The organism is Lacisediminihabitans changchengi (assembly GCF_016634425.1).
GTDB classification, from domain to species: Bacteria; Actinomycetota; Actinomycetes; order Actinomycetales; family Microbacteriaceae; genus Lacisediminihabitans; species Lacisediminihabitans changchengi.
Window position 1 is genome coordinate 505,540 of sequence record NZ_JAEPES010000004.1, and the last position, 16,461, is coordinate 522,000.

19 protein-coding genes are annotated in these 16,461 nt (G+C 66.6%); 1 reads left to right on the forward strand and 18 read right to left on the reverse strand.

Features of this window, described 5'->3' with window-relative positions:
- Positions 1 to 180: 180 nt before the first annotated feature.
- From msrA to IV501_RS13560, 4 genes are all read right to left on the reverse strand, one after another.
- On the reverse strand, positions 181 to 699 hold the full coding sequence (gene msrA / locus IV501_RS13545; protein ID WP_200556848.1) for a peptide-methionine (S)-S-oxide reductase MsrA: 519 nt from the start codon (positions 697 to 699) through the stop codon (positions 181 to 183).
- 25 nt (positions 700 to 724) lie between these two features.
- Entirely contained in the window at positions 725 to 1,189 is a 465-nt protein-coding gene (gene msrB / locus IV501_RS13550) for a peptide-methionine (R)-S-oxide reductase MsrB (RefSeq protein ID WP_200556849.1), read from the reverse strand.
- A gap of 96 nt (positions 1,190 to 1,285) precedes the next feature.
- Positions 1,286 to 2,530, reverse strand: a complete 1,245-nt coding sequence (locus tag IV501_RS13555; RefSeq protein ID WP_200556850.1) for an MFS transporter — start codon at positions 2,528 to 2,530, stop codon at positions 1,286 to 1,288.
- 48 nt (positions 2,531 to 2,578) lie between these two features.
- On the reverse strand, positions 2,579 to 3,574 hold the full coding sequence (locus tag IV501_RS13560; RefSeq protein WP_200556851.1) for an alpha/beta fold hydrolase: 996 nt from the start codon (positions 3,572 to 3,574) through the stop codon (positions 2,579 to 2,581).
- A gap of 157 nt (positions 3,575 to 3,731) precedes the next feature.
- On the opposite strand from IV501_RS13560, the gene IV501_RS13565 reads away from it, so the two are divergent.
- Positions 3,732 to 4,379: a dienelactone hydrolase family protein gene (locus IV501_RS13565; protein ID WP_200556852.1), complete on the forward strand. Its 648-nt coding sequence runs from the start codon at positions 3,732 to 3,734 to the stop codon at positions 4,377 to 4,379.
- A 240-nt stretch (positions 4,380 to 4,619) separates the two neighbouring features.
- On the opposite strand, the gene csrA is transcribed toward IV501_RS13565, so the two are convergent.
- The 14 genes from csrA to IV501_RS13635 form a co-directional block, all read right to left on the reverse strand.
- Positions 4,620 to 4,862 carry a carbon storage regulator CsrA gene (csrA, locus tag IV501_RS13570; protein ID WP_200556854.1) on the reverse strand — a complete coding sequence of 81 codons (243 nt, stop codon included), beginning with the start codon at positions 4,860 to 4,862 and terminating at the stop codon, positions 4,620 to 4,622.
- A 9-nt stretch (positions 4,863 to 4,871) separates the two neighbouring features.
- On the reverse strand, positions 4,872 to 5,834 hold the full coding sequence (locus tag IV501_RS13575; protein ID WP_200556855.1) for a hypothetical protein: 963 nt from the start codon (positions 5,832 to 5,834) through the stop codon (positions 4,872 to 4,874).
- Entirely contained in the window at positions 5,812 to 7,863 is a 2,052-nt protein-coding gene (locus IV501_RS13580) for a flagellar biosynthesis protein FlhA (protein WP_200556856.1), read from the reverse strand. Before IV501_RS13580 ends, IV501_RS13575 begins: the two co-directional genes overlap by 23 nt.
- A complete protein-coding gene (locus IV501_RS13585) occupies positions 7,863 to 8,975 on the reverse strand; it encodes an EscU/YscU/HrcU family type III secretion system export apparatus switch protein (protein ID WP_200556857.1) in 1,113 nt (370 codons plus the stop codon). Before IV501_RS13585 ends, IV501_RS13580 begins: the two co-directional genes overlap by 1 nt.
- Positions 8,976 to 9,734 (reverse strand): flagellar biosynthetic protein FliR, encoded by a 759-nt coding sequence (locus IV501_RS13590; protein ID WP_200556858.1) that lies wholly within the window; start codon positions 9,732 to 9,734, stop codon positions 8,976 to 8,978.
- A 1-nt stretch (position 9,735) separates the two neighbouring features.
- A complete protein-coding gene (gene fliQ / locus IV501_RS13595; protein ID WP_200556859.1) occupies positions 9,736 to 10,011 on the reverse strand; it encodes a flagellar biosynthesis protein FliQ in 276 nt (91 codons plus the stop codon).
- Complete coding sequence (fliP, locus tag IV501_RS13600; protein ID WP_200556982.1) at positions 10,008 to 10,844, reverse strand: flagellar type III secretion system pore protein FliP; 837 nt, start codon at positions 10,842 to 10,844, stop codon at positions 10,008 to 10,010. Before fliP ends, fliQ begins: the two co-directional genes overlap by 4 nt.
- A 50-nt stretch (positions 10,845 to 10,894) precedes the next feature.
- Positions 10,895 to 11,359: a FliO/MopB family protein gene (locus IV501_RS13605; protein ID WP_200556861.1), complete on the reverse strand. Its 465-nt coding sequence runs from the start codon at positions 11,357 to 11,359 to the stop codon at positions 10,895 to 10,897.
- A 1-nt stretch (position 11,360) separates the two neighbouring features.
- Complete coding sequence (gene fliN / locus IV501_RS13610; RefSeq protein ID WP_307812292.1) at positions 11,361 to 12,074, reverse strand: flagellar motor switch protein FliN; 714 nt, start codon at positions 12,072 to 12,074, stop codon at positions 11,361 to 11,363.
- Positions 12,075 to 12,123: 49 nt separating this feature from the next.
- Positions 12,124 to 13,023, reverse strand: coding sequence for a flagellar motor switch protein FliM (locus IV501_RS16625; RefSeq protein ID WP_307812293.1), 900 nt, complete (start codon positions 13,021 to 13,023; stop codon positions 12,124 to 12,126).
- A gap of 8 nt (positions 13,024 to 13,031) precedes the next feature.
- Complete coding sequence (locus IV501_RS13620) at positions 13,032 to 13,991, reverse strand: OmpA/MotB family protein (protein WP_200556864.1); 960 nt, start codon at positions 13,989 to 13,991, stop codon at positions 13,032 to 13,034.
- Complete coding sequence (locus tag IV501_RS13625) at positions 13,991 to 14,803, reverse strand: motility protein A (protein ID WP_200556866.1); 813 nt, start codon at positions 14,801 to 14,803, stop codon at positions 13,991 to 13,993. The genes IV501_RS13620 and IV501_RS13625 overlap by 1 nt, the downstream gene beginning before the upstream one ends.
- The gene (locus IV501_RS13630) at positions 14,803 to 15,102 is read right to left on the reverse strand and encodes a flagellar FlbD family protein (RefSeq protein ID WP_200556868.1); all 300 of its coding nucleotides are present in this window, start codon (positions 15,100 to 15,102) and stop codon (positions 14,803 to 14,805) included. Before IV501_RS13630 ends, IV501_RS13625 begins: the two co-directional genes overlap by 1 nt.
- Before the next feature lie 176 nt (positions 15,103 to 15,278).
- The gene (locus tag IV501_RS13635; RefSeq protein ID WP_200556870.1) at positions 15,279 to 16,454 is read right to left on the reverse strand and encodes a flagellar hook protein FlgE; all 1,176 of its coding nucleotides are present in this window, start codon (positions 16,452 to 16,454) and stop codon (positions 15,279 to 15,281) included.
- Positions 16,455 to 16,461: the final 7 nt, after the last annotated feature.

Genomic DNA, 16,461 nt, shown 5'->3' on the forward strand with positions numbered 1-16,461 from the left:
TGAGCGCCAAAGCGACCAGAAGTTTAGCCGTCGGGGGTGTCGGGAAAGGGCCGTGGCGGCCCCTCCAGCCACCCTCGGAGCCCCCCAGTTCGGGGTAGACAGCACGGGCTGGAAAAACGAAAGCCCGGCTGATTTCTCAGCCGGGCTCTCGCACAGTTACTGACTTTCGTGCCGTACTGGCTAGACGGCGACCTCGTCGCGGTGAGGGAGCTTCCACCCCGGGCGCACGTAGTGGCAGGTGTAGCCGTTCGGGTAGACCTCGAGGTAGTCCTGGTGCTCGTCCTCCGCGCGCCAGAAGTCACCGGCTGGCTTGACCTCGGTGACGACCGGGCCCGGCCAGAGACCGGAGGCGTCGACATCCGCGATCGTGTCGAGGGCAACACGCTTCTGCTCGTCGTTCGTGTAGTAGATCCCCGAGCGGTAGCTGCGGCCGATGTCGTTGCCCTGGCGGTTCTCGGTCGACGGGTCGTGGATCTGGAAGAAGAACTCCAGCAGGTCGCGGTACGAGATCACGTCGGGGTCGTAGACGATCTCGACCGACTCGGCGTGGTCACCGTGGTTGCGGTAGGTGGCGTTGGGGGTGTCGCCACCCGAGTAGCCGACCTGGCTGGAAATGACTCCGGGGCGACGACGTAGCAGCTGCTGCGCTCCCCAGAAACAGCCACCGGCCAGAATTGCGGTCTCTCTCTTGTCACTCATCGTGTGCCTCCTCGGCGGTTGAATCTCAGTTGTTCTGGAACAGTCGTGCGTAGTCGCCGTAGCCCTGGCTCTCGAGCTCGGAGAGCGGGATGAAGCGAAGCGACGCGGAGTTGATGCAGTAGCGCAGGCCACCGGCCTCGATCGGGCCGTCGTCGAACAGGTGACCAAGGTGGCTGTCACCGTGCGCCGAGCGCACCTCGGTGCGCTTCATCCCGAACGTGTTGTCGACGTTCTTGACCACGTTCGACGAGTCGATCGGGGCGGTGAAGCTCGGCCAACCAGACCGGCTGTCGTACTTGTCGGTCGACGAGAACAGGGGTTCACCCGAGACGACATCGACGTAGATGCCCTTCTCGTGGTTGTCCCAGTATTCGTTGTTGAACGCGGGTTCGGTCGCATCATTCTGCGTTACCTGAAACTGCTTGCGGGTCAACGCGGCGATGGCCTCGGGTGTTGCGGTGTATGACCTGGTGGAATCTGTAGCCGACATGATGTCTCCTCTACGGGGTGAAGTACTCATGGGGTATAACAACGAGATCACGAGAACATGCCCGGAATCCTCCGCGCACCCTGGGAGTGGGCTGTGTCATTCGGCGAGTCTCTCCGCCACGATCTCGCGGGCCTTATCGGCCTTGAGCACGAACTGAAGCGAGAGCGCGATGATCGCCAGCAGGGCGACGAACCCGGCATACATCGCGATCACCTGCTGCAGCCCCACGACGGGAACGAGCAGCCCGGCCACGACGCTCGGCAGACCGAGGGAGAGGTAACTGATCACGTACACGGTCGACAGCAGACCGGCACGCCCCACGGCGGGGGCGACGCCCAGCACCAACCGGAGTGCGCATTGGAATCCCGCCCCGAAACCTATCCCGGCCACGATCGTGCTCAGGTAGAACCCGGGCACCGAACCCAACTGAAGGGCGAGCACGGTGAGGCCGGGCCCGACCACCAGCGCACCGGCGCCGACCATCATCGCCGTGCGGGCATTCAGCCCCTGCACCACCAGACCGGTGATCGCACCGACACCGGTGAGCGTCGCCACCGCCAGGGCACCGGCGAGGTGATTGTCGATGTGCAGGATCGTGCTCACGATCGTCGGCCCGAGCCCGAGGTAGAGACCGCCCAACGCCCAGCTCGAGATCATGCAGCCCACGACGGCGGCGAGGATGCGGCGCGTCGACGGAGGGATCGTGATCGCTGGCCGTAATGAGCGCAGCGCCGCACTGCGGCTCGAGTCCGGCGCGCGCTCGGGCAGGAAGGCGATCAGGATGCCGGAAATCGCGATCAGCCCGATGTATACGAAGAAGACGAAACTAGTGGGATCTGGCGCGAACTGCACGAGGAAACCGGAGCTCAGCGAGCCGACCGTGAGACCGATCGGCGGCAATGCCCCGTTGAGCACCGCCGCGAGCCGCGGGCGCGACGGCGACTGCAGGTCGATAAGGGCCGCCCCGAGCGCGCCGGTCACGACTCCGATGCTCGCGCCCTGCAGCGCCCGTGCCACGAGCAGAAGCGTGAAATCGGAGGCCACGGCGAAGACGATCAGTGCCGCGATCGCGATGACCGTGCCGGCGAGGATCACCGGGCGCCGTCCGACATGGTCGGAGAGCGAGCCGAATGTCACCAGCGTCAGCAACAGCCCCACGACATAGATCGCGAAGACCGACGTGAGCTGCACCGGCGAGAGGGCGAACTCCATCGCGTAGACCGGGTACAGGGGCGACGGAGCCCCGGCCTGTGCCACCAGGATCAGATACGCGAACGCGACCACCCAGAATGCTCGCGCTGGCGCCTTCATGATCTGCGGAATGGAAGCGGTGATCGTCACCCTGCAATTATCCGCTGAGCGTGTGGCGCCGGGACAGTGGTTCTGGCGCTACCCCGCTGGGTTCGCCCGTCGGCCATTACGCTGCTCGTCGGCGACCGCCTCGGCGGCGGTCGACTTACCCTCGGCGATCTTCGCGTCGTCGTCCTGCAGAATTCCGATGGTCTCGATGATGCGACCCGAGACGGCTTTCGCCAGGTCGGCGGGGGTCGCGACGGCGTCGTCGGTGGGGTCGGCGGGGGCCGCGTCATCCAGAATGTGCAGTTCGTCGTCGTCGGCGTACGGCCTGCGGGCGTACTTGACACAGAGCCGCGCGACCTCTTCGGCGTGCGCGTACATCACTGAGTGGGCGGCGCCAGGGATCTCCCAGAGCTTGGAATGGGGGAGCAACTCCCCCACGCGCTCCACCCACTCGCGCGGGCAGACGGCGTCGAACTCGCCGCGAATGACGAGCGTCTGCGCCTGAATGTGCGGTAGCCGTTCTTCGATCGGAAATGACATCATCTTCGGCAGCACGCGCGAGAACCAGCGGAAGCCACAAAACAGGTAGGCGCTGATGGCGAGTACTTTCACGGTGAACGGCTCGTGCCAACTCGCCTGGAGGAATCGCAACGCCTGGGTCGGGATTCGCCGTTCGGCGGGATGGATGACCGGGCCGATCAACACGACCGTCGAGATTTCGGGGCGCCGAGACACCAGATCGCTGACCACCTGACTGCCCATCGAGTGGCCGACGACGATCGGGTCGTCGAGCTGTAGTTCGTCGATGACGCGGCCCACGAGGTCGGCGTACTGGCGGATCGACAGCGTGCTGGAGGGGTGCGGCACCCCGCCGAAACCCGGCAGGTCGAGGGCGTGAACGGGGCCGAACTCGTTGAGGTGCGGGGCGAGTTTCTCGAAATAGGTCGAGGAGACGCCGATGCCGGGAACGAGCACGAATGGGCGGGTTCCGCCGGTACCGACGGAGTTGACGCGCACGTAGGCGTCGCGGTCTTCGGCGTACACGCGGGACACGGTGACGTCGGTCGAGACGTGACGGCGGGGCATGTCATCCATTGTGCTCCGGGGAGGTGCGGGTTTTCGTCGCAAGGCACGCACCCGTGCCGACGAAAATACACGACTCCCGGCGCGCGACTGCCTGAGCGCGACGGGGGCTGCCGCTGGCGCCGGGGCGGGCGATAGAGTGGCGCCACAGGAGGCCACGATGGCTGAGTTGATCGAGATCCCTTCCCCCGGGATCCCGCTGTATTTCGGTGAGCTCGGCAACCCCGCCGTGCTGCTCGTCCACGACTGGTACGGCCGCCTGCCCGCGCTCGACGACTACGCCAAGGCGCTCGCGCACGTCGGCTTCCGGGTGATCGTGCCCGACCTGTACAGCGGCGTCGCGACGACCGACCCCGACACTGCGGAGTCGCTCATGCAGCAACTCGACGTCGGCACCGCTCTCGCCCTGCTCGACGAGGAGATCCGCACCGCACACCTCGAGGGGTCAGGGCGCATCGGCACGGTCGGCTTCTCGATGGGCGGCTGGCTGGCGCTGCTGCACGCCCAGGGTGGGGCGACGGATGCCGTGGTCGCCTACTATGCGACCCTCACCCCGTCGGAACACGGCGTCATCCCCTGCCCCGTGCAACTGCACTTCGCCGAGACCGACGACTGGGGCGCCGAGGCCGACCCGGAATCGTTCGTGAACAACCTCAAGGATCACGGCACGCCCGTCGCCGAGTTCAGCTACCTCGACACCGTTCACTCGTTCGCCAACGCCAGCGTGCCCGAGAGCTTCTCGCCGTCGGCGGCGGCGCTGGCCTACGCCCGCTCCGCCGGGTTTCTCGAGGACGAGCTGGACGACTGAGCCTCGCCTCGACGACCTGGAATATCCACGTCACACATCGTCACGTCGGTCAACAGGATGGCAGGCTCGGGAATGCCGAAACTGGCCTGTTGAGCGCACGTTGGGCGATCTCATCCTGTTGGCGGACTGGCGGAAGACTCGCGCGGGGGCGGACTGCCGGAGACTCGCACGAAGGGCGGACTGCCGGGAGACTCGCGCGGGGGCGGGGCAGTTCGGCGGCCCAGGAACTATGCGGGTGAACTAGGCGGGCGGCAGCGTGATGCCGAGTGCCGACTTGATGCGCTCCGCATCGGAGTCCTCGGCGGAGGCCGCGGCCATGTTCGCCTCCGTGACGGCGAGCAGCACCTCTTCGCGCTGGATCTTCACCCCGCGCGGGGCATCGATGCCGATCCGGATGCCGTCGCCGCGCACGTCGAGGATCGTCACGACGATATCGTCGCCGATCACGATCTTCTCGCCCGCCTTGCGCGTCAGCACCAGCATCCCGCCAGCCTAGCGACTCGGGCCCAGCTCGACCGGCTGCGACCAGCCGACCTGCAGCCCGAGATCGTGGACCGTGTTGGGGGTAGTGGTCGCATCACTGCCGACGACCGCGACGGCGTCCACGTGCACGACGGCCTGCACGGCGCGTACCCAGCGCTCGGTGTCTGCTGGCTTGCGCCCGACATCCACCACCACCCAGACCTGATCGGCCTGCACCAGGTGCAGGGCGAAGGCCGCGTCGTCGTCGAAGCCGATGCGCGGCAGGCCGAGGGCGACGAACACGGGATGCTCCTCCCGGACGCCTGCGGCGCGCGCAGCGACCACCATGCGACGGTCGGTCAGGCGGAATAGGCCGTCATCGAGAACGGCGCCGGCCACGGTGAGTGCCCGGCGCCCGAGGGCGGCCGACATCTCTCGCGCGACATCGAGCGGATCGGTGCCGAGACCGATCACCACGATCATGTCTCCCGCGCCGGAGAGCGGAGCCCGGCGGAACACGGCAGGGCCTTCCACCGTCGGCAGGATCTGCGCGGTGTTGTAACTGAGGTCGGCCATGATCGTGTCGAAGCTCGCGCTCGTGGTCGACAGCCGCGGAACCTGCTCGTAGTGCAGGGGCGCGGTCTGCTGGGGCGCAGTATGAACTGGCGCAATGTGCGGGGGCTCGGGAGCGGGACTCGGGGCGGCGGAAGGAGGCGCGGTGAAGATCGGCACCTCCGCCTCCTTCGCATCCGCCTCGTCCAGCAGGGCGGCCAGACCCGCGCGCGTCCCGAGGTCGAAGACGTGGGCGTCTCGCGCGGTGCCGTCAGGAACGTCGACCTCCACCTCGTAGGTGCGCTGGGCGAAGAAGCCCGCAACACCGCCGGTGGTCTTCGGGGTCACGGCGACGATCGAGGCGGTCGGTCCGTGCTCCGCCAACACTCGGGCATTCAGCTCGTCAAGCGACGAGCCTTCAAGCCGAAATCGATTCGGCAACTCTCACCACCCCGACGGTCTCGATGTTCACATTGGCCGAGGTTACCTCTTGGTAGGACAGCACCGGCAGCCCGTTCGCCTGCGCCGAGATCAAGCGACGGATGGCCGGCCGCAGCGCGGGGGCGCAGACCAGCACCGCAGACACCCCGGTCGCCTCCACGCGGGAGACGACATCGCGCACGGAGCCGAGCACGGTCTCGAGCTGCTGCTGATCCATGAGGATCTGCGTGCCCAGTTCCGATGGACGAAGGCCCTCGAGCATCGACTGCTCGAGCATCGGGTCGATCATGATGACACGCAACAGCTGGCCATCGAGATACTGCGCGGTGAGTGCCGGGCCGAGGGCTGCGCGAGCGGCCTCGATCAGACCCTCTGGATCGTTCGACACCTTGGCTCGCAGCGACAGCGCCTCGAAGATGCGGGGAAGATCGTTGATCGGGATGAGCTCGGCCAGGAGTCCCTGGAGCACGCGCTGCACCTCTGCGAGCGAGAGCAGGTTCGGCGTGAGCTCGTCGACGGCGGACGGGCTGACCTCCTTGACGCCGGCCGTGAGCACGCGGACATCCTCTCGGGTGAGCAGTCGCGCGGCATTGCTGGTGATGATCGACGAGAGGTGGGTGACCACCACCGAGACCCTGTCGATCACGGTGGCACCGGTGATCTCGGCGCTATGCCGCGACTCGCTCGGCACCCATTTGCCGGCCAGGCCGAACACCGGCTCGATCGTCGACGTGCCGGGCAGCGCGTCGAGAGCGTCGCCGAGCGCGAGCACCTTGCCGGCCGGGGCTACGCCTCGACCGGCCTCGACACCGGCGATGCGGATGACGTAGGTCGACGGAGGGAGCTCGATGTTGTCGCGGGTGCGCACGGGAGGCACGACGATGCCGAGCTCCATGGCGATCTTGCGGCGCAGCGAGCGCACCCGGGCGAGCAGGTCGTCGGAGGCGTCGGACACGATGTCGACCAGGTCGGGGGCGAGCATGATCTCGAGCGCGTGCACCCGCATCTGATCGAGAAGCTGCTCGGTGGTGACCGACTGGGTGGTGTCTGGCGCGATCTCGGCGAGCGCCGCCCGCTTGGCATCCATCGTCTCGCGCGACTTTATGCGCTGGGCGATGATGATCAGCGTCGCGCCAACGATGATGAAAGCGATCACCGGCATGCCGGGGATGAAGCCCATGAGGATCGCCGCGCATCCGGCGATGATCAGCGCGTAGCGCGACTGGGTGAGCTGCTTCGAGGCGTTGGTGCCCATGTCGGCTTCGGCATTCGACCGGGTGACGATCATGCCGGTAGAGACCGCCATCAGCAGCGCCGGGATCTGCGAGACCAGGCCGTCACCGATGGTGAGCAGCGTGTACTTGCTGACCGCGTCGCCGATCGAGAGCCCGTTCTGGATCATGCCGATCGCGATGCCACCGATGATGTTGATGACGATGATCACGATGCCGGCGATCGCGTCGCCCTTGACGAACTTGGATGCGCCGTCCATCGCACCGTAGAAGTCGGCCTCTGCCGATACCTCGGCGCGGCGCTCGCGGGCCTGCACGTCGGTGATGAGACCGGCGTTGAGGTCGGCGTCGATCGCCATCTGCTTGCCGGGCATGGCGTCGAGGGTGAAGCGGGCACCGACCTCGGCCACGCGCTCCGCACCCTTGGTGACGACGACGAATTGGATGACAACCAGGATCAGGAAGATGACGGCGCCGATGATGATCGAGCCGCCGACCGCCACGTGACCGAAAGCCGCGATGACGTCACCCGCGTAACCCTGCCCGAGCACCAGTCGGGTGGAGGCGACGTTGAGGCCGAGGCGAAACAGGGTCGCCACGAGCAGCAGCGACGGAAAGACGGAGAAGTCGAGCGGCTTCTTGACGAACATCGTGGTGAGTAGGGTGACCAGCGCCAGCAGGATGTTGATGATGATGAGGACGTCGAGCAGGAACGCCGGGACCGGCACGACGAGCAGCAGGATGATGCCCACCACCCCGATCGGCACGGCCAGTCTGCCGAGATTGCGGTTCTTCATCAGTTGCCTCCGAGTGCACTGTTGAGAGCTGGGACGAGCGTGGTCATGGTGTGGGTGCCCTGTGCAGCACCGCGGTTCTTCAGAGCGAGCACGAAGGCGAGCACCTGGGCGACGGCGTTGTACAGCTCCACCGGGATCTCGTGGCCGATCTCGCACTGCGCGTGAAGCGCCCGGGCCAGCGGGATGTCTTTGACGATCGGCACGTGGTCGGTCTCGGCCTGTTCACGAATGCGGGCAGCGATCACGCCGGCACCCTTCGCCACCACGCGCGGTGCCGACTTGCCCGGCTCGTACGCCAGCGCCACGGCGAAGTGGGTGGGGTTGACGAGCACCACGTCGGCGTCGGCGATGGCCGACATCATGCGATTGCGGCTCATCGCCAGCTGGCGTGAGCGACGCTGCGACTTGATCAGCGGGTCTCCGTCAGAGGCCTTGTTCTCGTCTTTTACCTCTTTTTTGGTCATCTTGGTCTTGCTGCGGTTGCGGCGCATCACGACGACGGCATCGGCGGCCGCCAACACCAGGCCCGCGGCGACCGCCGCCTGCACGAGGGCTGCTGCACCGCCCCCGGCCGCGGTGATGAGCTCGGCGGCGGGAAGGCCCCCGGCGGTCATCAGCGTCGGCATCAGACCCTGGATGACCACGAGCAACACGATGGTGACGACGGCCGTCTTGAGCACCGCCTTCGCGCCACCCCACAGTGCTTCGAGGCCGAACATCCGTTTCGTTCCCTGCAGCAGGTCGAGGTTGTCGAACTTGGGCGCGAACTGCTTGAAGTGGATGCCGCCCTGCAGCGCTGCAGACGCGATCACGGCGATCAAGACCACGATGAGCAGCGGCAGGATAATGCCGCCGATCGAGAGCAGCCCGTCGCCGAGGGCCTTGACCGCGGCCTCGGGGCTCGGGTTCTTGGCGATGTCACCGAGACGGAAGAACTGGTCGGAGGTCGCGTTTGCTCCCGACTGCACGGCGATCGGGATCATTACCGCGGCCGCGCCGATGGCGACCCACGCGGTGAGGTCTTGCGAGCGCTGCAGCTGGCCCTTCCCGCGGACCTCCTTCATGCGCTTCTCGGTCGCGTCCTCGGTCTTCTCGCCGGAATCCGTTGCCATCTACCTCACCCCCACGAGCGCTTCGATGGAGTCGCCGGTGACGGCCTCCACGATGTGCGGCATCGCCAGGAAGACGGTCGAGGCCAGCGTGAGGGTGATCAGGATCTTGATCGGAAAGCCGAGAGCGAAGGCGTTGAGAGCCGGGGCTACCCGGGTGAGCAGGCCGAGTCCGGCGTCCGCGAGAAACAGCACCACGATCAGCGGCCCCGCGATCTGGAGGGAGGAGAGGAGCATGCCGCCGACGGCATCCGTCAGCACCTTCATCGGCGCGGCGAAGTCGATTCCCCCGCCGATCGGAATGGCGGTGAAGCTGCGGGTCAGGCCGCCGATGATGAACTGGTAGCCGTTCGAGGCGAACAGCAGCACCAGCGCGGTCATCTGGAACAGGCGGGTGAACTGCGCGCCGTTGATCATCATCTGCGGGTCGAAGGCCTGGGCGAGCTGGAAGCCACCGAACAGGTCGACCAGGTTGCCGGCGGATTGGATGGCCGAGAACACGACCATGACGAGAAAGCCGAGCAGCAGACCGACCACCACCTCGAGGATGAGCTCGAGAACGAAGCCGCCGAGGTCGGGCGAGACGTAGCTTGTGCTCACGATCGGGGCGACGGCGAGCGCGAGACCCACTGAGAGCACCGCCTTGATGCGGATCGGGAAGGCGTTGCTCGAGAACGGCGGCGCGATGACGAGAAAGGCGACCATTCGCACCGAGGCGAGCATCACCGCCTCTAGCCACCCGAAGTCGATCGTGAACGACACCTCATCCCCCGCTCAGCAGCGAGGGGATCTTCTCGAACAGGGCGTGGGTGAACGACACCATCTCGGAGATCATCCAGTTGCCCGACACGATCAGGGCAACGGCCACGGCGATCGCCTTCGGGACGAAGGAGAGCGTGACCTCCTGGATCTGGGTGATCGACTGCAGGAAGGAGATGGCGAAGCCGACGACGAGCGCGGTGACCAGCACCGGCGCGGCGAGTTTCGCGGAGATCAGGATGCCCTGCATCGCGATGTCGAGTACGGCGTTCTGATTCATTTGTAACTCGCCACCAGCGTCGTGATGATGAGTCCCCAGCCGTCGACGAGCACGAACAGCAGGATCTTGAACGGCAGCGAGATCATCACCGGCGGGAGCATCATCATTCCCATCGACATCAGCGCGGCGGAGACGACGAGGTCGATCACCAGGAACGGGATGAAGATGACGAAGCCGATGATGAAGGCCGCGCGCAGCTCGGAGATGAGGAAGGCCGGCACCAGGGTGGGCAGCGGCACCGACTCGAGGTCTTTCGGGTTGGCCTGACCGGCGGCCCGGGTGATCAGCGCGAGATCCTCCTCGCGGGTGTGCTTGAGCATGAAGTGACGCAGCGGCCCCGTGGCGGTATCGATCGCGTGGGTGAAGTCGATGTTTCCGTCGAGATATGGCTGCAGGGCATGCGTGTTGATGTCGGTGAGCACCGGCGCCATGATGAACAGCGACAGGAACAGCGCGAGCCCCGCCAGCACCTGGTTCGGCGGGATCGACGGCAGCGCGAGCGCGTTGCGGGCCATGGCCAGCACGACGAAGATCTTGGTGAACGAGGTCATCATCAACAGCAGCGCGGGCGCGACCGAGAGCAGCGTGATCCCGAGCAGAGTGACGATCGCCGACGACGGCTTGCCATCCGGCCCGTTGATGTCGATGCTCACGCCGCCGGTGCCGTCTGGGCTGCTCGGGTCGACCGGCGGGGTGGGCGTCGTCGCCGCGTGCGAGGCGCTTGCCCCGATCAGCACGAGCGCGACGACGGTCGCGAGCAGAAGCAGGCCGATGATCGCGGCGCGGCGCCAGTCGCGCGGTCCCTGAGCTCGTCGAAGGGTGCGCAGGGTCATCGGGGTGAAACGGATCGTCGGAGCTACCCAGCCGCTGCCCGCGAGGGCGCTCATTTGAGGCCCGAGCGCACGGCCGAGGCGGCGCGCTTCCAGGTATTCAGGCTCAGCAGGGAGCCGTCGAGCGCGCTCACCCGCGGCTGGCCGGTGCGCGGGTCGAAGCTCGGCATGCCGGTGGGCAGCGCGGTCTTCTTCGCGGTAGCCAAGGCGGTGCCGAACGCTGCGGCACTGCCAGGGGCCGAAACCGGCTCAGAGACCGTCACTTCCGCGGGCAACTCGGTCGTGTTCAGCACGGTCACGGAGTGCTCGGTGACCCCGAGCAGAAAGCGGTGGCCCTCGACATCGATCACGACGACGGAGGCCTTCTGGGCGATGCCCTGTCGGGTGACGACGCGCACCAACTTGGCGTTGCGCACCGACTTCGAGCCCTTCGTCAGGCGGCGCTGAACCATCCACAAGAGCCCGACCACGACAGCCAGGGAGAGGATGACGCGCAGCACGGCGAAGACGGCATCCACGTTAGAGAATGCCCTCTGCCACGTCGAGGATGCGGGTGATGCGCACGGCGTAGTCCTGGTCGATCACGACGATCTCGCCGTGCGCGATCAGGCGGCCGTTGAGCAGCACGTCTGCCGGTGCCCCGGCCGAGCGATCGAGCTCGATGACAGCGCCAGGCTCCAGCGAGAGAACGTCGCGCACCGACATCCGTGTGCGTCCGATCTCCACGGTGAGCGCCATCTCCACGTTCGAGATGCGGCCGAGCTTGCCGACCATCGCGTCATCGCTGATCGGAGCTGCACCGGCAACGACGTCGTTCTCCCGCACGCGGATCGCGAACCAGCCGGCTGTGAGCCCGCCGGTGGCGAGGGTGAAGACCAGGGTGTCGGGGTCGGCGAACAGCGCGGTCGCATCGTCGATGCGGGCCTCCCCCAGCACGCCGGTGCCGAGCTCGGCGGCCGCCGCATCGAGGGCCGGGCGCAGGATGTCCGCGACCGACACCAGCGACGAGTCGGTGCCAGAGGCGGCCGACACGGCATCCGCGTCTACCAGCACCACGGCGAGGTCTGCCGAACGCTCCCCCACGAACGAGGCGACGACGGCCGCACGCGTGCCGGCACCGAGCTCCTCCGTGCCGGCGCCGCGGTGATCGGCGCTCAGCTCCGTCGCGCTGGGCAGGAGGCGCGCGAGCGCGGCAGCTGCAGCGACCTGCGGGTCGAGTGTTGTCTTCTTCACGATTTCTTCTCCTCTGGACCGAGACGTGAATGTCAGGATTCGTGGACGGTTACGGCTCGGTGGTGACGACGACGCAGGCGAGCCTCGCGCCATTGGCGCCGATCGCCGCGGTGGCGAGCGGCTGCCCGTCGACGGTGACGTCGAAGGGGCGGTGCTGGGGGTGTGGGATGCGCAACACATCGCCGACGGAGAGGCCGAGAATGGCGCTCGGCACTACTGGCGCGGCCGTGAGTTGCAGCGATACGTCAACCGGCACGCTGCCGAGCTGAGCGGTCACGAGCTCCCGCGCGTTCTCGGTCGACATGGTCGGGTTGGCCTGCCCGAGCTGGGGAAGTAGCGCCTCCGCGGGCAGGGCGAGCGTGGCATCCGTCGACGAGTCGCCGACGCGGATCGAGAACCTGGCGACGATCATGAGATCGGAGGTCGCCGCCGCCTGGGCGAACTGCGAGTTGTATTGGATGCCGTCGATCGAGATCTCGTTGACCAACAGCTGGCCGAACGAATAGCGCAGGTCTTCGAGCGCGTCGTCGAACAGTTCGCGTACCAGCGCGTGCTCGATCTGGGTGAACTTGCGGTCGGGCGCGGTCTGCAGGTGGTTGCTGCCGAGCATGTAGGAGATCCACGACAGCGCAGACGACGTCGCAAACTGGATGACGCCCTTGGCGGTCACCCCGCTGAGATTGCACAGCACCATGGTGGTGGTCGCGGGCAGGCTGGAGGCGTACTCGTCGTAGGTCTGCATCACGACCTGCTCGCTCGTCACCTGGGAGACGACGCGTACCTTCGCGGTGAGCTGCGTGCCCCACTGGCGCGCGAAAGTCTCGAAGGCGAGCTCGAGTACTCGGGAGTGCTCACGCGCGAGAGTGGTCGGCCGGCGGAAGTCATAAGGCTCGATCGCCGGACCGGTTTTCGCGGGCACGCCGATAGCGATGTGTTCCTGGACCGTCACGCAGGGGACTATCGGCCGGCTGTGGCTCCCGGTAAGGCGAAGGGCGAGGTTTTATGGGCCGCACCCTGGTCGGGGGGTGTGCCTGCGGCGTGGCCCCCGCTCTCCTTCGTCGTCGGTTTCTCCGGCGTCTTGGAAGGCGACTTCTCCGGCACCTGCTCTCCAGGCGGTTTGTTCGACTCGACCAGAGCATCCGGGATAAGTGCACGCACGGCCTCGGGCGCGTCGGAGATCGCCACGATGTCGACCCGGCGATTCTGCGCCATGGCCTCAGGGGAGTCGCCCGGCGCCAGCGGACGGGAGTCACCATAGCCGACCGCCGAGATGCGGGCACCCGGAATCCCGCCGAGCTCGACCATGCGTCGGGTGACCTCGACGGCACGGCCGGACGAGAGCTCCCAGTTGGTGGGATACGGCGGCTCCGGGTGACGGATGTCTGCGTGCCCCTCCACCGAGACCGAATACTTGCTCGGCGCGAGTACCGCCGCGATCGAGTCGAGCACGGAGGGCGCGACGCCGACCAGCGCGACGCTGTTCGACTCGAAGAAGGTCTGCGAGTCGACGAGACGGATGGTGAGACCGCGCTGATCGATCTGGTAGTCGACGGTGTTCTGCAGGCCCTTCGACGCGAGGCTCGCATTGATCTTGTCTTCGAGGTCTGTGAGGTCTTTGACCTCTTTCAGCGCCAGGTCGAGGCTGGTGAAGCCCTGGTCTTTCGAGTCGACCTTGTCGGCCGGCACGACGGTGCCCTGGGCGGTATCGATCTTGCCGACGTTCTTCTGGCCGAATCCGGTTGCGAGGGAGTTGCGTAGCTGATCGAACTTGTTCGCATCGACCGTCGACATCGCGAACAGCACGATGAACATGCACATCAGCACGGTGACCATGTCCATGTACGAGGCCATCCAGCGCTCGTCGACGTGCTCCTCGTGTTCCTCGTGCTTCTGGCGGCGACCGCGGGGCGTGCTCATCAGGCGGCCTTGTCCATCGACGCCTTATCGGCCTTCTTGTCTTTCTCCTTGTCCGCCTTGCCGAGCGCATTGGCCGGGACCATCGCGCGCAGCCGCTCGCCGAGGAGTCGGGGCTGGCTGCCCGCCTGCACGGCGAGCACGCCCTCCATGAGCAGCGTCATCCGTTCGTTCTCCAGGTCGGAGAGGCGACGCAGACGAGAGCCGATGGGGAGCCAGAGGAAGTTCGCGCTCAGGAGGCCCCAGAGGGTGGCGACGAAGGCGGCGGCGATCAGCGGGCCGAGCTTGTCTGGCGTGGAGAGGTTCTCCAGCACGTGGGTGAGCGAGACGACGGTGCCGATGATGCCGACGGTCGGGGCGAAGCCGCCGAGGGTGGTGAAGAATTTGCCGGCGATGCGATCGGAGGCGGTGCGGGTCTGGATCTCGTCCTCGAGCAGGATGCGCAGCTCTTCGCCGTCGGTGCCGTCGGCGATGTTCTGCAGAGCGTTCTTGAGGAACGGATCGTCGACGGATGCCGCCTCGCTCTCGAGAGACAGCAGGCCTTCTCGGCGTGCCTTCTCCGCGAATCCCACGACCTGGTCGATCGTGTCGGCCGGCTTCGGAACCTTGCCTTTGAAGGCGCGCGGGAGCGCCTTGAAGGCGAGCAGCATGTCGGCGATCGTTCCGCTGGCGATGCCGACCGCGATGGTGGCGCCGAACACCAGCACCATGGGCGCCGGCAACAGGATCGCGCTGACGCTGGACCCCTCCAGCGTGAGCATGGCGAACAGCGCGCCGAAGGCGGCGAGCATGCCGATTATGGTCGCGGGATCCATCAGATCTTCCTCGGTCGGGCGGGGGCGGCATCCGGGGCAGCAGCCTCATCGAAGTCGTCGACCAGGCCGAGAGCGCGCGGGCCGGAGAGGTAGCCGGTGGAGGAGAACTGCTGGGTGAGGGCGATCACCGTGGCCCGATAGTTGGTGATCCGCTCGATCACCTCGCTCATCGACTCGGTAACGATGTACTTCGCACCGTCGACCATCACGAGCGTCGTGTCCGGATTCGAATGGATGCGCTCGATGAGGTCAGGGTTTATCGCAAACTGTGTGGCGTTGAGCCGCGTGACAACGATCATGAGCGCATCCCTGCAGGTAATGAACGGCCCGTCCTGGGCCTACACCGGTAACTATCGGCCGGGGTGCCGCTGCCGTAAGAAGTGCGCCACCTCCTGAACAAGGCGAGCAGAACGAACGTCGGGGCACAGAAAAGGGGCGACCGGATGTCTCCGACCGCCCCCTCGCCTACACCGAGCTAGCGCTTGAGGTTGGTGAGCTCCTGAAGTACCTCGTCGGAGGTGGTGATGATGCGGGCGTTCGCCTGGAAGCCACGCTGGGCGACGATCAGGTTGGTGAACTCCTGGGAGAGGTCGACGTTCGACATCTCCAGTGCGCCGCTGGTGAGACTGCCGATGCTGCCCGATCCTGGAGCGCCGACCTCGGCCTCGCCCGAGTTGAAGGTGGCGATGTACGACGACGACCCGGCCTTCTCGAGACCGCCGGGGTTCGGGAAGGTGGCGAGCACGACGCGCCCGAGCGCCTGCGACGAGCCGTTGCTGAACGATCCGACCAGAGTGCCGTCAGCCGATAGCGTGTACGACTGCAATGTGCCGGCCGCGTTGCCGTCGGTCTTGGTGGCCGCTACGGTCGACAGCTTGGCGTAGCCGGTCAGCTTGGTCATGTCGACCGCGATGCCGCCGAGAGTCAGCGAGCCGCCCGCGGTCAACGCGCCCGCGGCATCGAAGGTCAGGGTGCCGGTAGCGGTGGCTCCGTTCGCGTCGACGCCCGCGATATCCCAGCCGGTAGCGGACTTGGTGAAGGTGAGGCTGACCGAGCGTTCCGTGCCCGCGGCGTCATAGACCTTGACGTCACGCACGAGCGCCGTGCCGACCGCCGCGTCAGATGGCAGGTTGCCGGTGAACTGCGTGCTCGTCGTGCGGGTGCCGGGTGAAACGGCTCCGCGCGGCAGCACGATGTTTCCGAGCGGACCGTTCTCGTTGACGACGCCGTTGGTGGCGGGCCAGCCCTGAACGAGCGAGCCGTCAGGGGCCACCATGTTTCCCGCCGCGTCGAAGTCGAAACTTCCGGCACGCGTGTACAGCGTCTGCCCGCCGAGCTTGGTGACGAAGAATCCGTCGCCCGAGATCATGAGGTCGGATGCCCGGCCGGTCGCCTGCGCGGAGCCCTGGGCGAAGTTGGTAGAGATTCCCGCGACCCGCACGCCGAGTCCGACCTGGGCCGGGTTGGTGCCACCGATCTGCTCCTGGGGGCTGCCGGCGCCCGAGGTGAGCTGCGAGAGCGTGTCCTGGAACTGCACCGCAGAGGCCTTGAAGGCGGCGGTGTTGACGTTGGCGATGTTGTTGCCGGTCACGTCGAGCATGGTCTGGTGCGAGCGGAGTCCGGAGATGCCGGAGTAGAGCGAGCGAAGCATGGTGTGA

Bases quoted from the DNA above. Each gene is read 5' to 3' on its own strand.
- IV501_RS13585 (WP_200556857.1), bottom strand. From the start codon at position 8,975: ATGGCAACGGATTCCGGCGAGAAGACCGAGGACGCGACCGAGAAGCGC.
- msrB (WP_200556849.1), bottom strand. From the start codon at position 1,189: ATGTCGGCTACAGATTCCACCAGGTCATACACCGCAACACCCGAGGCC.
- msrA (WP_200556848.1), bottom strand. From the start codon at position 699: ATGAGTGACAAGAGAGAGACCGCAATTCTGGCCGGTGGCTGTTTCTGG.
- IV501_RS13630 (WP_200556868.1), bottom strand. From the start codon at position 15,102: ATGATCGTTGTCACGCGGCTCAACGCCACACAGTTTGCGATAAACCCT.
- csrA (WP_200556854.1), bottom strand. From the start codon at position 4,862: ATGCTGGTGCTGACGCGCAAGGCGGGCGAGAAGATCGTGATCGGCGAC.
- IV501_RS13620 (WP_200556864.1), bottom strand. From the start codon at position 13,991: ATGAGCACGCCCCGCGGTCGCCGCCAGAAGCACGAGGAACACGAGGAG.
- fliQ (WP_200556859.1), bottom strand. From the start codon at position 10,011: ATGAATCAGAACGCCGTACTCGACATCGCGATGCAGGGCATCCTGATC.
- fliP (WP_200556982.1), bottom strand. From the start codon at position 10,844: ATGACCCTGCGCACCCTTCGACGAGCTCAGGGACCGCGCGACTGGCGC.
- IV501_RS13560 (WP_200556851.1), bottom strand. From the start codon at position 3,574: ATGCCCCGCCGTCACGTCTCGACCGACGTCACCGTGTCCCGCGTGTAC.
- IV501_RS13565 (WP_200556852.1), top strand. From the start codon at position 3,732: ATGGCTGAGTTGATCGAGATCCCTTCCCCCGGGATCCCGCTGTATTTC.
- IV501_RS13635 (WP_200556870.1), bottom strand. From the start codon at position 16,454: ATGCTTCGCTCGCTCTACTCCGGCATCTCCGGACTCCGCTCGCACCAG.
- IV501_RS13625 (WP_200556866.1), bottom strand. From the start codon at position 14,803: ATGGATCCCGCGACCATAATCGGCATGCTCGCCGCCTTCGGCGCGCTG.
- IV501_RS13580 (WP_200556856.1), bottom strand. From the start codon at position 7,863: ATGAAGAACCGCAATCTCGGCAGACTGGCCGTGCCGATCGGGGTGGTG.